Source organism: Streptomyces sp. NPDC058291, from assembly GCF_042880855.1.
Lineage (GTDB): Bacteria > Actinomycetota > Actinomycetes > Streptomycetales > Streptomycetaceae > Streptomyces.
This window is the reverse complement of sequence record NZ_JBHVYK010000044.1, coordinates 1-12,224: the sequence shown is the minus strand read 5'-3', so window position 1 is coordinate 12,224 and position 12,224 is coordinate 1. Positions and strand designations below refer to the sequence as shown.

Below are 12,224 nucleotides of genomic sequence, written 5' to 3'. Positions count from 1 at the left end.
CGCACGCCGCTCGGTCAGGCGGCGCGGCAGAGCGCTCCGGGCTGGGCCGGGCCGGCGATGCGGGCGGCGGGGACCGCTGGGACGGACCGGACTGCGGGGACGGACCGGGCTGCGGGGACGGACCGGACGGCAGGGACGGACCGGACGGCAGGAGCGGGGGCCGCGCCCCCGGAGCGGCCGCGCGCGAAGACGACCAGGCGCAGGACCGCGAACCGCGCGACGCCGGCGAGTGCGGACGCGGACAGGTACACGGCCTGTTCGCACACCGCGCCGGGCGATTCCACCGCCGTCCGCAGGACGAGCACCGCCGCGCAGGTCATCGCGTACGCGGCCGCCGCGGACCCGGCCGACTGGGTGTGCTGCCGCCACGTCGCCCGTCCGCCCGCGCCGAACGTGAAGCGCGCGTGCAGATCGGTGGCGACGAGGGTCGAGACGGCGGTGACCAGGGCGTTGGCCAGGGTCCAAGGGATCCAGGAGGCGAGGGCCGCCACGGCGAAGCTGGAGGCCAGCCCCACTCCGCCGCCGCACACCACGAAGCGGGCGAAAGCCAGGACACTGTCGGGCACCGCCCGCCGCCCCTTGCGCACCGCCTTCATGACCCCGCCCCTTCGACCGCCCCCGCTGCGGATCGACCCCTCCCCATCGGCGAGGCCCGTCAGTCGATCCGCAGTTTCTTACCGCAGAAACGCTACGTTGCCTTCACCCCTTCAACAACGCATTTATCGCACCTGGAGGCCAAAGGAGCAGCTCATGGCCCAAATATCGTTGCAACGACTTCACGGATAACGCAACAAGCCGCGCCCCCTCTCGTTGCAATGGCCGAGGGTGAAAGCTCGTCCGGCGGGGCCGCGGCCCGGCGTGGAGGATGGTGCCGCCCGCGTCACCCTCTTCCGGCGGGGCCGCGACCCGGCGTGAGGATGGTGCCGCCCGCGTCACCGATCACCCGACGGGGAGTACGGCCGGGTGACGGGTTCGCCCGTGTCTCTCCGCCGGGAACCACGTCGTCGGTGCGTGTCTCACGGCAGGCCGATCTCCTTGCGGGCTTCCGTCGCCCAGCGCAGCACCGCCTGCGAGTCGGTGCTCTCGGCGAGCTCCGTGGCTTCTTCGAGCAGTGCCGCCGCCTCGTCCCGCCGCTCCTGCTGGGCGGCGAGGTAGGCCAGCCCGATGAGGTTCGCCGCCACCCCCGGCAGGAAGCCCAGCTCTCGGCGGAGGCGGGTGGACTCCTCCAAGTGCGCTCGCGCCCGGTCGAGCCGGCCGGCCATGTGCGCGGCGAAGCCGATGTGCCGCAACGCGTAGGACGTCGTGAGCCGGTCTCCGGCCCGGGTGGAGAGGTCGAGGGCGCGCTCGAAGGCCGCAACGGCGGTTGCGACGTCGTCGCGGACCACTTGGTGGAAGGCGCCGACCCAGAAGGCCGCCTCGCCCTCGCCGCGTATGTCGCCGAGTTCCGCGTACAGCTCCGCCGCCCGCTCGAAGAGGTCGAGTTCGCGGGTGTCCGCGACCCGCTCCTCCACGAAGCGGGCGTGGATCAGTCGGCCGCGGGCCAGTGCGAGGTCCGCCTCGACCGCGTCGAGGCTCTGGCCGGCGGGCGTCAGCGCACCGCTGTCGCCGCCGAACACGGCACGTTCGTAGAGGAGTTCGGCTTGGGTGAGGCGCGCGTCCGCTGTCATGCCGTGAGCGTAGCGACAGGCGGTCCCGCGTGAGCCGGCGCGGATCCGGGGCCGTCGCACGCGTCAGGCCCCGGAGCGCGAGCGCTCCGGGGCCTGACGGCGTTCGAGATCAGGCAGGCGTGATGTTCTCCGCCTGCGGGCCCTTCTGGCCCTGGGTGATGTCGAAGGTGACCGCCTGGCCTTCCTGCAGCTCACGGAAGCCGGAGGCGTTGATGTTGGAGTAGTGGGCGAAGACGTCCGGTCCGCCGCCGTCCTGGGCGATGAAGCCGAAGCCCTTTTCGGCGTTGAACCACTTCACAGTTCCGCTGGCCATGCTGGTGCCTCCCAGTTGTTGTCGGGAACCGCACCGCGCGGCCCCGGAGGTGATCGCCCTGGTCCGGCACTGCACAGCAAAACGCCCACGCGACGGCGCGGGCAGGTACTGCGAACCACGACAGCTGACGATGACGCTACACGGCGAGAGCGGCGCCCACCAGAGAGCAACGCCCCATGATCCGCCGCCTGTGCGACATCCGAACGCCGAACAGGGGCCCGCGCGGCCCCCGTCACGTGGCCCCGCGAAAGCCTGTCACCCGCCCGGACCGTGACATCCGGGGTCGGCGGAGGCGAGTTCGAAACCCCCTCCCGGAGTCCCGGAGCAGCGCTGTGCAGTGGGCTTTCGCCTGGTCCGGCGCGGTAGCGGGCCTCGGTCCGGCCTCGCCGGCGGCCCGGCCATCACCCGATCGGCGGTTGATCGACCATGACGCGCAGGGGCTGTCCGCCCCTGCGTGAATTACCGAAAGACGCCCCCTCCATTCGGAGTAGGCCGAGAAGCGCCTGGTCCCCCGCATCGACGGCGGAATCTCTGCGTCCGCGTGCCGAAATCCGTGCGGCAGGCCTGGCGCATTCCGCCGTGACCTCACGTCATGGGCGGTTGTGTCTTCAGGTGGATTGCCATAGTTCGACCCGGTTCCCTTCCGGATCGGTGACCCAGCCGAAACGGCCGACGCCTTCCATGTCCTGCGTTTCCTTTTCGACGTCCGCGCCTGTGGCGCGCAATTGCGCGAGCATCGCGTCGAGGTCGCGGACCCGGAAGTTCAGCATGGTCTGCTGGGTGCGGGATCCGAAGTAGTCGGTCCCGGACTCGAACGTCGCGAACACCGTCGGTCCGGGTCCCTGACTCCACACCCCGTTGTCGTCGGCCTCCAGGCCGAGGCAATCGCGATACCAGGCGCTCAGGGCCACGGGGTCGGCCGCCCGCAGGAAGTATCCACCGATTCCCAGCACACGTTCCATGCCGTGATCCTGCCAGAGCGAGGGCTAGAGAGCGGCGATGCCCGTCCGGGGCGCGGCGGCCAGCCGCAGGCCGACTTCCACGAGGGCCCAGCCGACGCGGGTCCGCAGGCCTGCGGGGTTCGCGCTCTCGCCCGTGAGCCGAGCGGCGACGGCGAGACGGTGGGCGTCGGCTTCGGCGCGGAGCTCGGCGGCGCGGACGCGGTGCAGGGCGAGATGGGTGTCGGGGTGCATCGGGTGGTGGCCTCTCATTCGGCGGAGAAGGGGAACGCGCGGGTCTGCAGGCGTACTTGAGCACCGGTGGGGTCGTCCGCGTCGACGGCACGGTCGCGGTAGGCGTCGACGAGCGCGTGCATCTTCTCGACCAGCTCCCGAGCGAGTTCGGGCGTCAGCCGTAGCGTCGCACTGCTCATGTCCCAGGTGCGGTTCCACTCTTCCGGCCAGGTGTGACGGTTGCCCAGCCAGGTCGACAGATCCCGCGCCTGACTGGTCGCGACCTCGTGGAGATACGTGTCGGCGGCCCCGCGCACGTCCGGATTCGCGTCCGTGAGCAGGGCGTCGTCGAAGCGCAGCCCCTGATGGGCGGCCTTCCACCAGCGCTCCCTGCCCTTCCCCCGCTCGGGGGCGTCCTCGATGAAGCCGTGGGCGGCGAGCTGTCGCAGGTGGTAGCTGGTGGCGCCGCTCGACTCCCCCAGCTTCTCCGCCAGTTGGGACGCGGTGGCCGGGCCGCCGAAGCGCAGGGCGTCCAGCAGCTGCATACGCAGCGGGTGTGCGAGCCCGCGCAGCGAGCGGGCGTCGAGACTGCGGACCCGTGGGTCCCGGGGCTCGTTCATGAAGACGACGATACTCTTGCAAAGAAGACGTTGCAACGCTTCCTTTGCAACGTCTTCTTTGCAAGAGTCGGGGTCAGGCGGGTTCGAGGAAGCGCAGCAGGACGGCGGCCTCCGCGCGCAGTCGCGCGGCTCGGTCGGCGTGCGCCGGGGCGGTCAACTGGGCCGCGGCTTCCAGCCGTTCGGCGGCCTCGGCGCGCACGAGGTCCGTCATCTCGCCCTCGCTCAGCTCACGCCGAGCCGCCTCGGTGGCTCCGACGCCCATCGGTGACTGTTCGAGAGCCACGCCGCGCAGGCGGGCTCCGTCCACGGGCACCGCCTCCGCGTTGTCCAGTGCGGCGAGTGTCGCGCGCAGGGCGCTGACCGCCGCCTTGTCGCGGGCGCGCATCGCTTCGGGGAGGGCTTGACGCATGAGGGCACGGAGAGACATGCCGGGACCCTACGGTCGCGCCACCGACCCCACAACGGGATATACCCAGGGCCCCTTCGACGTCAGGCGTTCCCGCCCGCTCACCGGCCGGCCCTCAGGACGGGGGCGCGAGGGACGCCAGCGCGGCCGGCGGCACCGCTGCGGCGGCGGCCGATCCCCGCAGCAGCGCGGGCAGGTCACGGGGCGACGCCGGTTCGCCGGTGAGGGCCGCCGCCGTGATCCGGTCCAGCCGGAAGCCGCGACCGGCCCGGCGTGTGCGGCACCAGGCGATGAGGTACCAGCGACCGTCGGCGGTGAGCAGTCCGGCCGGTTCCACGACGCGGTCGCTTTCGTGTCCCGTCGCGTCGGTGTAGGTCAGGCGCAGCGCCATGGCCTCGTCGAGCGCCCGCTCCACCGTGCAGCGGATCGGACGGTCGTCGGGCGCGGGCACCGCGACGATCCGTCCGGCGAGCGCCCGGGCCGCGGCCGAGGCGGGGCGGGTCATCGAGGCCACGATCTTCTGCGCCGCCGTACGGGCGGCGCCGGCGTACGGAGTGCGGGCGTCGGCCAGGGCGAGCGCGGCGGTCAGCGCCGTGGCCTCCTCGACGGTCAGCCGGATCGGGGGCAGGGTCATGGACGGATCGACCGCCCAGCCGCCGCCCCGCCCCGGCACGGAGCGCAGCGGGACCCCCGTCCGCATCAACGTCTGCAGGTCACGCTGCACCGTGCGTGTGCTGACCTCGAACCGCGTCGCGAGCGCCGCGACCGTCAGCGGACGGGGCGCCGCCGCACGCAACTCCTCGACCAGCGCGTACAGGCGAGCAGTGCGGTTCATGCGGCCGACGTTACCCTCACGCGGTCGCCAGGAAGCGGTGCTGACGCCGCAGTTCGCGCTCGGTGACGGTCAGGGGGAACAGGGTGAAGCCGTGCATGGCGCCCGCGACGACGCCGAGCCGGACGGGAGCGCCGGCCGCCCGCCAGCGCTGCGCGAGGAACAGTGAGTCGTCGAGCAGCGGATCCTCGGTTCCCACGACGATCCGCGCGGGCGGCAGGCCGGTCAGATCGGCGAACAGCGGCGAGACGGCCGGGTCGCGGCGCTGCTCCGCCGTCGCCCCCGGCGTGAACAGCTCATAACTGCCGTGCAGCGTATCGGTGTTGCTGAGCAGCGGCTTCGATCCGAACAAGCGCTGGCTCGGCGTCATCGACAGGTCGTAGGGGCCGAAGAGCAGGTGGGCCGCCCGGAACGCGCCGGCGACGCCATGCCGGTCGCGGAGTCGCAGCAGCGTGACGACGCTCAGGTGGGCCCCGGCCGACTCGCCGCCGATCAGCAGCCGCCGGGTGCCGAACTCGGTTTCGGCGTGCGTCACCAGCCAACGCGCCGCCGCCTCGCAGTCGTCGGGCCCCGCGGGGAAGGGGTGCTCCGGCGCGAGGCGGTAATCCACGCTCACCACGGCCAGGTGCGTCTGCTCGGCGAGCTGCCACAGCCTCTCGTCCTGGCCGTCCGCCGATCCGAACGCCCAGCCGCCTCCGTGGAGATGCAGGTAGACGCCGTCGACGCGGTCGGGAACGAACACCCGCACGCGCACGTCGTCGGCGACGAGCCGGGGCCGGCCCTGCGGCAGTCGCACCGGCGGTGTGCGGCCGCCGAGCCGGTTGCGTCGCAGCCGCGCCAATACGGCGGCGTCGGGCGCCTGTCCGCGGGAGGGACGGCTCGCGGCAGTGGCCTCGAACTGTCTGTTGAACGCCAGGGTTTCCGCGAGGCAGTCCTCGTCCGTGATCGTCATGCGCCGACCCTCGCAGCCGTCCGCGACACCCCCCTGTCACCCTTTCCGAGTGAGCTGCCGCACACCCGCCTCGGAACAGGGCTGCCGTGCGGGGCCGTCGGCGCTCGCGGGGTGGGCGGCCCGAGCCGACGGCCCGTCAGGACTCGGTGGCCAGCGGGGTCAGGAACGTCAGCACGGAGGCGTCCTCTTCGATGAGCGGGACGAGCGCGGCGTTGAAAGGGCCGCCGTACGCGGCGTTCAGGTGCGCCTCGAAGGCGGCCTGGTCCCGGTACACCTCGAAGATCCAGAACGCGCGCGGGGCGGCTTCCTTGGTGTAGACGTCGAAGACGACGTTGCCCTCCTCCTCGCGCACCTTCAGGGCGTACTCGCCGATCAGGCGGGCTACCTCGTCCTGTGTTCCCTCGCGGGCGGTGAACTCGGCGAGCAGGGTCTTCTTCATGGGGTCGCGTCCTTGTTCGTGGTGAGGGGTTCGGGTTCGTGGTGAGGGGTTCGGGTTCGTGGTGAGGGTCGTGCGCGGGCGCGGCCCGACCCGGGCAGGCCGCGGGAGAGGGTGCCCGACCCGGGCAGGCCGCGGGAGAGGGTGCCCGGACCGCCATCGCCCGGCGCATGTCATCGTTGACTTGTGTCATCGATGACACCGGCTGGCCCGATGATGGACGAGGTCCCGCGCAGGAGTCAACGGTTCGGACGCGGGCCGCGCCACGGTCCGGCCGCGCGGTCAGGCGGCCCCGGTCGCCGTGAGCTGCGCCAGCTGGTCCCGCCACGGCGGATTGGGACCGGCGACCGAGCAGGTCAGGGCCGCGACCTGGGCGCCGAACCGGCAGGCCGCGGCGACTTCGTCGAGGCCGAGGCCGTCCAGCCGGCCGCCGAGGAGGCCGTGGGCGCCGAGGTGGTGCAGCAGCCCCGCGGTGAAGGAGTCCCCCGCGCCGACCGTGTCGACGACCCGTGCGCGCACCGCGGGCACCCGCAGCCGTTCGCCGTCGAGCGAGGCCAGGGCGCCGTCGGAGCCGAGGGTGATCACGACGAGCCGCACCCCCGCGGCATGCCAGACGTCGCACGCCTGCTCGGGCGCGACGCCGGGCAGGAGGAGTTCCAGGTCGTCCTCGCTCAGGCGCAGGATGTCGGCGAGAGCGCACCAGCGCGCCAGCCGGGCGCGGTAGACCTCGGGGCGCACCAGCAGCGGCCGGACGTTCGGATCGATGCTGACGGTGGCCCGTGGAGCCGCCGCCGTCAGGAACTCCTCGACCACCGCCCCGCCGGGCTCACGGACGAGCGCCAGCGAGCCGGTGTGCACACAGGCCGTGCCGGACAGGTCGACCCCGGCCAGTTCCGCCGGCGTCCACTGCCAGTCGGCCGTGTTCTGCGCGTGGAAGGAGAACGTCGCCTGCCCGGCGGGATCCAGCTCGGCCACGGCCAGCGTGCTGGGCTCGGCGGCGGCGACGGCGTAGGACAGGTCGACGCCGGACGCTTCCAGGTGGGCGCGGAACAGACGGCCGAAGACGTCGCCGGACAGACGCGCGAGGAAGCGGGCCGGGGTGCCGAGCCGGGCCAGGGCCACTGCGGTGTTCGCGGGTCCGCCGCCGGGCAGCACGCGCAGGGCGAGTTCGTTGGCGGCGGGCGCCGCTTCGGTGAAGGCGTCCGCGACGCACTCTCCCACCACGGTGATCTGACGCGGGTTCATGGGCTGCTCTCTCTCGAGGGGCTCGGAAAGACCGGGCGCGGGGGGCGGTGCGGTGACACCGGCCCTGACCGGCTGCGCGGAGACGGCGGCGACGGACGTTGCCGATTTGTGACGAGTGGAAGGCATTGACGTTGCCGGGATCCGGAGTCCATCATCCTCGCCAGGCAGTGTCAACGATGACATAAGTCAACGATGACACCCGGGGGGCACATCCCGATCCCGACCCCCGTGCCGCTATCCCACAGGAGTCGTTCATGTCTCGCACCACTCGCCTGTCCTCCTCCCTCCTCCGAGCCGCCGCGGTCACGGGCGTGGCGGCCCTCACCCTGACGGCCTGCGGGTCCGGCTCCGGCTCGGGCTCGGGCTCCGCCGGCTCCGGCTCGGGCTCGGGCAGCGTGAAGGTCGGCCTGATCACCAAGACCGACACCAACCCGTTCTTCGTGAAGATGAAGGAGGGCGCGGAGAAGGCCGCCAAGGAGAACGGCGCGGACCTGTCCACCGCGGCGGGCAAGTTCGACGGGGACAACGCCGGGCAGGTCACGGCCATCGAGAACATGGTCGCCGCCGGGGTCAAGGGCATCCTGATCACCCCGAGCGACTCCAAGGCGATCGTGCCGGCGATCCAGAAGGCCCGCGCCAAGGGCGTCCTGGTCATCGCCCTGGACACGCCGACCGAGCCGGAGAGCGCGGTCGACGCCCTCTTCGCCACCGACAACCTGAAGGCCGGCCAGCTGATCGGCGAGTACGCCAAGGCCGCCATGAAGGGCAAGACGGCGAAGATAGCCGCCCTCGACCTGGCTCCGGGCGTCTCCGTCGGCGTCCAGCGGCACAACGGTTTCCTCAAGGGCTTCGGCGCCTCCGACAAGGACGTCGTGTGCGCCCAGGACACCGGCGGCGACCAGGCCAAGGGCCAGACCGCGATGGAGAACTGTCTGCAGAAGTCGCCCGACATCAACGTCGTCTACACCATCAACGAGCCCGCGGCGCTCGGCGCCTTCACCGCGCTCAAGGCCAAGGGCCGGGAGAAGGACGTGCTGATCGTCTCCGTCGACGGCGGCTGCACCGGCACCCAGGCCGTCAAGGACGGCAAGATCGCCGCGACGTCGCAGCAGTACCCGCTGAAGATGGCCGCGGAGGGCGTCAAGGCCGTCGTCGCCTACGCCAAGGACGGCAAGAAGGCGTCCGGCTACACCGACACCGGCGTCACGCTGATCACCGACAAGGCGCAGGCCGGGGTCACCTCGAAGGACACCGCCTACGGCCTGGACAACTGCTGGGGCTGAGCCCTCCCCGGACCGTACGACACCGTCACTCCCCGCCGACGGGGCGGTCGGCCCGCCTCCCCGACCAGGGACGACCGCCCCCTCGTCCCGGCGGCGAGGGCTTCGGCCCCCGTCCTCCGACACGGACATCTGTCTTCCGACAAGGACCTCGCATGACAGCCACGACCACGCCCTACTCGGAGCTCAAAGCGCCGACCACGGCCCGCAGACTGCTCACGGCGCCTACCACCGGACCCCTGGCCGCCCTCCTCCTGGCCTGCGCCTTCTTCTCCTTCTCGACCGACCAGTTCCTGACCGGCGGGAACTTCTCGCTGATCGTGCAGCAGGTCATGGTCGTGGGCACCCTCGCGATCGGGCAGACCCTGATCATCCTCACGGCGGGGATCGACCTGTCGTGCGGGGCCGTGATGGCGTTCGGCAGCATCGTGATCGCCAAGGCGGCGGCCGAGGGCTCGGTCCCGCCGCTGGTGGCGATCGCGCTCGGCCTCGCCGTCTGCGGCGGCTTCGGACTGCTCAACGGGCTGCTGGTGCAGAAGATCCCGCTGCCGCCGTTCATCGTGACCCTCGGCATGCTCAACGTGGCGTTCGCGCTGACCCACATCTACTCCGCGGAGCAGACGGTCACCAACCTGCCCGGCCCGCTCACCGCGCTCGGGGAGACCTTCCCGATGGGTCACACGGACATCACCTACGGCTCGCTGGTCACCATCGCCCTCTTCCTCCTCCTCGCCTACGCGTTGAGCAGCACCGGCTGGGGCCGGCACGTCTACGCCCTGGGCAACAGCGCCGAGGCGGCCCGGCTGAACGGCATCCGCACCTCACGCCTCACCATCGGCGTCTACACGGTGGCCGGCCTCCTCTACGGCATCGCCGCCCTGCTGCTCATCTCCCGCACCGGGGTCGGCGACCCGCAGGCCGGGCAGACCGACAACCTCGACAGCATCACCGCCGTCGTCCTCGGCGGCACCAGCCTCTTCGGCGGCCGGGGTTCGGTGCTGGGCACCTTCATCGGCGTCCTCATCGTGGGCGTGTTCCGCAACGGCCTGCAGCTGATGGGCGTCGCCTCCATCTACCAGACCCTGATCACCGGCGTCCTGGTGATCCTCGCGGTGACCGTCGACCAGATCTCCCGGAAGAAGGCCCGATGAGCGCCCCCTCCTCCCCCACGCCCGTGCTGCAGGCCCGCGGTCTGGTCAAGCGGTACGGCCACGTCACCGCCATCGACGGCGCGGACTTCGACCTGATGCCCGGCGAGGTCCTCGCCGTGATCGGCGACAACGGCGCCGGCAAGACCAGCCTCATCAAGGCCCTCACCGGCGCGGTGGCCCCCGACGCGGGCGAGATCCGTCTCCACGGTGAGCCCATCGCCTTCTCGGGCCCGCAGAGCGCCCGCGCGCACGGGATCGAGACGGTCTATCAGGACCTGGCCGTGGCCGCCTCCATGGACATCGCCTCGAACATGTTCCTGGGCCGCGAACTGCGCCGGCCCGGTGTCCTCGGCAGCGTCTTCCGCATGCTCGACAAGAAGCGCATGCGCCAGGAGGCGGCGGAGCACATGGCCGACCTGAAGATCGGTCTGCGTTCGCTGACACAGTCGGTGGAGACCCTCTCCGGCGGACAACGGCAGGCCGTCGCCGTCGCCCGTTCCGTCGCCTGGGCCCGATCCGTCGTCGTGATGGACGAACCCACCGCGGCCCTCGGCGTCAAGGAGTCGGGGCAGGTCCTGGACCTCATCCGCCGGGTCCGCGACAAGGGCATGCCGGTCGTGCTGATCAGTCACAACATGCCGCACGTCTTCGAGATCGCCGACCGGATCCACGTGCACCGGCTGGGCCGGCGCGCCGCTGTGATCAAGCCGTCCGACTACTCCATGGCCGAGGTCGTCGCCATCATGACCGGCGCTCTCACCGTGGACGAGGCCGGAGATACTGTCGTAGCGGATTCCGAGGCCGCCAAGGCCGCCGGAGTCCAGGCCACCTGACAGCTCGACCCCGCTCTCACAGTTTCCGGCCGAGGCCGCGGCCGGAACCGAGAGCCCTCAGGAGACGGTTTCCTCCATGGCAGCGAACCGCCGCCCCACCCTGGCCGACGTCGCCCGAGAAGTAGGCGTCAGCGCCAAGACGGTCTCCCGGGTCCTCAACGAGGACGGGCCCGCCTCCGCGCAGACCAGGGAACAGGTGCTGGCCGCCGTGGCCAAGCTCGGCTTCCAGCCGAACCTCATGGCCCGCAACATCCGCGTCGGCGGTCCGGACACCACCATCGGCCTGGTCATCCCCGACCTCGCCAACCCCTTCTTCGGAGCCGTCGCCCGCTCCATCGAGGACACCGTCCGCGAACGCGGACTGACCCTGCTCATGGGCTCCTCCGCGGACGAGCCCGACCGTGAACGCGCCCTGACGGACAAGTTCCTGGCCCGCCGGGTGAGCATCCTCATCGTCGTGCCGTCCGTCGGCGCCGACCACTCGCACCTCAAGTCCCACCGCACGGCGGGCCTGCCCGTCATCTTCCTCGACAGGCCAGGAGTCGGACTGGCCACCGACAGCATCGTCAGCTCCAACCGTGCCGGAGCCCACGACGGCGTCGCCCACCTCGTCGCGCACGGACACCGGCGCATCGGCTTCGTCGGCGACCTGCCCCCGAAGCTGTACACCCGCCGGGAACGTCTGGCCGGCTATCGCTCGGCCCTGCAGGAAGCCGACATCCTCTACGACAGGGCGCTCGTCACCAACGCCCACGACCAGCAGGGCGCCGAGGCCGCGACCGCCCGGCTCCTCGCCCTGGCCGACCCGCCCACGGCCCTCTTCGCCGGCAACAACATCATGGCGCTGGGCATCGTGGCCGAACTGGCCCGCAGCGGGCGCAAGGACGTCGCCGTCGTCGCCTTCGACGACGTCTCGCTCGCCGAGGCGCTCGAACCGGCGCTGACCGTCGTCGCGCAGGACCCGGAACGACTCGGCAGTGCGGCGGCCGCCACCGCGCTGAACCGACTCGACGGCGACCGCTCCCGCGCCCGCACCATCACCGTCCCCACCCGACTGATCGTCCGGGGCTCGGGCGAACTCCCGGTCACCGCGCTGCAGGAGGCCTGAGCCGGGGGCGGGCCCGGCGCAGGACGCGGACCCCGGACGCCCAGTAGAGGCTCGGCTGGGTGCCACGGCGAGGCGACGGTGGCCCGCGCCGAGAAGGAAGTCCGTGAAGATCCGCCAGCCGCGCGACTGTGCCGGGGCGAGGCGCGCGACCCAGTCCGTCGGCTGTTCGGTGAGCGCGTCGAGCACCCCTGAGGAGCAGAGGACCGGCA

The 12,224-nt window shown here is 71.9% G+C and carries 15 protein-coding genes and 1 pseudogene; 4 read left to right on the top strand and 12 right to left on the bottom strand.

From position 1 onward, the window contains the following. Nucleotides 1–14 precede the first annotated feature (14 nt). From ACFVYK_RS22090 to ACFVYK_RS22040, 11 genes are all read right to left on the bottom strand, one after another. Nucleotides 15–596, bottom strand: a complete 582-nt coding sequence (locus tag ACFVYK_RS22090) for a hypothetical protein (protein ID WP_389776548.1) — start codon at nucleotides 594–596, stop codon at nucleotides 15–17. A 420-nt stretch (nucleotides 597–1,016) separates the two neighbouring features. Next, a complete protein-coding gene (locus tag ACFVYK_RS22085; RefSeq protein ID WP_389776546.1) occupies nucleotides 1,017–1,667 on the bottom strand; it encodes a tetratricopeptide repeat protein in 651 nt (216 codons plus the stop codon). A gap of 109 nt (nucleotides 1,668–1,776) precedes the next feature. Continuing rightward, complete coding sequence (locus ACFVYK_RS22080; protein WP_037751662.1) at nucleotides 1,777–1,980, bottom strand: cold-shock protein; 204 nt, start codon at nucleotides 1,978–1,980, stop codon at nucleotides 1,777–1,779. Between the two features lie 608 nt (nucleotides 1,981–2,588). Beyond that, nucleotides 2,589–2,942: a VOC family protein gene (locus ACFVYK_RS22075; RefSeq protein ID WP_389776543.1), complete on the bottom strand. Its 354-nt coding sequence runs from the start codon at nucleotides 2,940–2,942 to the stop codon at nucleotides 2,589–2,591. A gap of 24 nt (nucleotides 2,943–2,966) precedes the next feature. Then, nucleotides 2,967–3,173, bottom strand: a complete 207-nt coding sequence (locus tag ACFVYK_RS22070) for a hypothetical protein (protein WP_389776540.1) — start codon at nucleotides 3,171–3,173, stop codon at nucleotides 2,967–2,969. A gap of 14 nt (nucleotides 3,174–3,187) precedes the next feature. Further along, a complete protein-coding gene (locus ACFVYK_RS22065; protein WP_389776538.1) occupies nucleotides 3,188–3,772 on the bottom strand; it encodes an ArsR/SmtB family transcription factor in 585 nt (194 codons plus the stop codon). Nucleotides 3,773–3,845: 73 nt separating this feature from the next. Then, nucleotides 3,846–4,157 (bottom strand): hypothetical protein, encoded by a 312-nt coding sequence (locus tag ACFVYK_RS22060; protein ID WP_389776668.1) that lies wholly within the window; start codon nucleotides 4,155–4,157, stop codon nucleotides 3,846–3,848. Between the two features lie 136 nt (nucleotides 4,158–4,293). Next, a complete protein-coding gene (locus tag ACFVYK_RS22055; protein WP_389776535.1) occupies nucleotides 4,294–5,013 on the bottom strand; it encodes a helix-turn-helix transcriptional regulator in 720 nt (239 codons plus the stop codon). A 16-nt stretch (nucleotides 5,014–5,029) separates the two neighbouring features. Continuing rightward, entirely contained in the window at nucleotides 5,030–5,962 is a 933-nt protein-coding gene (locus ACFVYK_RS22050; RefSeq protein ID WP_389776533.1) for an alpha/beta hydrolase, read from the bottom strand. 136 nt (nucleotides 5,963–6,098) lie between these two features. Next, nucleotides 6,099–6,401, bottom strand: a complete 303-nt coding sequence (locus tag ACFVYK_RS22045; protein WP_389776531.1) for a putative quinol monooxygenase — start codon at nucleotides 6,399–6,401, stop codon at nucleotides 6,099–6,101. Between the two features lie 279 nt (nucleotides 6,402–6,680). Continuing rightward, complete coding sequence (locus tag ACFVYK_RS22040) at nucleotides 6,681–7,643, bottom strand: carbohydrate kinase (protein ID WP_389776529.1); 963 nt, start codon at nucleotides 7,641–7,643, stop codon at nucleotides 6,681–6,683. Nucleotides 7,644–7,897: 254 nt separating this feature from the next. On the opposite strand from ACFVYK_RS22040, the gene ACFVYK_RS22035 reads away from it, so the two are divergent. The 4 genes from ACFVYK_RS22035 to ACFVYK_RS22020 all read left to right on the top strand — a co-directional run bounded on the left by ACFVYK_RS22035 (nucleotide 7,898) and on the right by ACFVYK_RS22020 (nucleotide 12,015). Next, entirely contained in the window at nucleotides 7,898–8,926 is a 1,029-nt protein-coding gene (locus tag ACFVYK_RS22035) for a sugar ABC transporter substrate-binding protein (protein WP_389776527.1), read from the top strand. Between the two features lie 152 nt (nucleotides 8,927–9,078). Then, nucleotides 9,079–10,074, top strand: a complete 996-nt coding sequence (locus tag ACFVYK_RS22030; RefSeq protein WP_389776524.1) for an ABC transporter permease — start codon at nucleotides 9,079–9,081, stop codon at nucleotides 10,072–10,074. Next, the gene (locus tag ACFVYK_RS22025) at nucleotides 10,071–10,907 is read left to right on the top strand and encodes an ATP-binding cassette domain-containing protein (RefSeq protein WP_389776521.1); all 837 of its coding nucleotides are present in this window, start codon (nucleotides 10,071–10,073) and stop codon (nucleotides 10,905–10,907) included. Before ACFVYK_RS22030 ends, ACFVYK_RS22025 begins: the two co-directional genes overlap by 4 nt. A gap of 76 nt (nucleotides 10,908–10,983) precedes the next feature. Next, complete coding sequence (locus tag ACFVYK_RS22020) at nucleotides 10,984–12,015, top strand: LacI family DNA-binding transcriptional regulator (RefSeq protein ID WP_389776519.1); 1,032 nt, start codon at nucleotides 10,984–10,986, stop codon at nucleotides 12,013–12,015. 16 nt (nucleotides 12,016–12,031) lie between these two features. On the opposite strand, the pseudogene ACFVYK_RS22015 reads toward ACFVYK_RS22020, so the two are convergent. Continuing rightward, a pseudogene (locus tag ACFVYK_RS22015) lies at nucleotides 12,032–12,224 on the bottom strand (amino acid ABC transporter substrate-binding protein); the annotation flags it as partial.

Bases quoted from the DNA above. Each gene is read 5' to 3' on its own strand.
- ACFVYK_RS22045 (WP_389776531.1), bottom strand. From the start codon at position 6,401: ATGAAGAAGACCCTGCTCGCCGAGTTCACCGCCCGCGAGGGAACACAG.
- ACFVYK_RS22075 (WP_389776543.1), bottom strand. From the start codon at position 2,942: ATGGAACGTGTGCTGGGAATCGGTGGATACTTCCTGCGGGCGGCCGAC.
- ACFVYK_RS22035 (WP_389776527.1), top strand. From the start codon at position 7,898: ATGTCTCGCACCACTCGCCTGTCCTCCTCCCTCCTCCGAGCCGCCGCG.
- ACFVYK_RS22055 (WP_389776535.1), bottom strand. From the start codon at position 5,013: ATGAACCGCACTGCTCGCCTGTACGCGCTGGTCGAGGAGTTGCGTGCG.
- ACFVYK_RS22040 (WP_389776529.1), bottom strand. From the start codon at position 7,643: ATGAACCCGCGTCAGATCACCGTGGTGGGAGAGTGCGTCGCGGACGCC.
- ACFVYK_RS22020 (WP_389776519.1), top strand. From the start codon at position 10,984: ATGGCAGCGAACCGCCGCCCCACCCTGGCCGACGTCGCCCGAGAAGTA.
- ACFVYK_RS22050 (WP_389776533.1), bottom strand. From the start codon at position 5,962: ATGACGATCACGGACGAGGACTGCCTCGCGGAAACCCTGGCGTTCAAC.
- ACFVYK_RS22085 (WP_389776546.1), bottom strand. From the start codon at position 1,667: ATGACAGCGGACGCGCGCCTCACCCAAGCCGAACTCCTCTACGAACGT.
- ACFVYK_RS22070 (WP_389776540.1), bottom strand. From the start codon at position 3,173: ATGCACCCCGACACCCATCTCGCCCTGCACCGCGTCCGCGCCGCCGAG.
- ACFVYK_RS22080 (WP_037751662.1), bottom strand. From the start codon at position 1,980: ATGGCCAGCGGAACTGTGAAGTGGTTCAACGCCGAAAAGGGCTTCGGC.
- ACFVYK_RS22060 (WP_389776668.1), bottom strand. From the start codon at position 4,157: ATGCGCGCCCGCGACAAGGCGGCGGTCAGCGCCCTGCGCGCGACACTC.
- ACFVYK_RS22090 (WP_389776548.1), bottom strand. From the start codon at position 596: ATGAAGGCGGTGCGCAAGGGGCGGCGGGCGGTGCCCGACAGTGTCCTG.
- ACFVYK_RS22030 (WP_389776524.1), top strand. From the start codon at position 9,079: ATGACAGCCACGACCACGCCCTACTCGGAGCTCAAAGCGCCGACCACG.
- ACFVYK_RS22065 (WP_389776538.1), bottom strand. From the start codon at position 3,772: ATGAACGAGCCCCGGGACCCACGGGTCCGCAGTCTCGACGCCCGCTCG.
- ACFVYK_RS22025 (WP_389776521.1), top strand. From the start codon at position 10,071: ATGAGCGCCCCCTCCTCCCCCACGCCCGTGCTGCAGGCCCGCGGTCTG.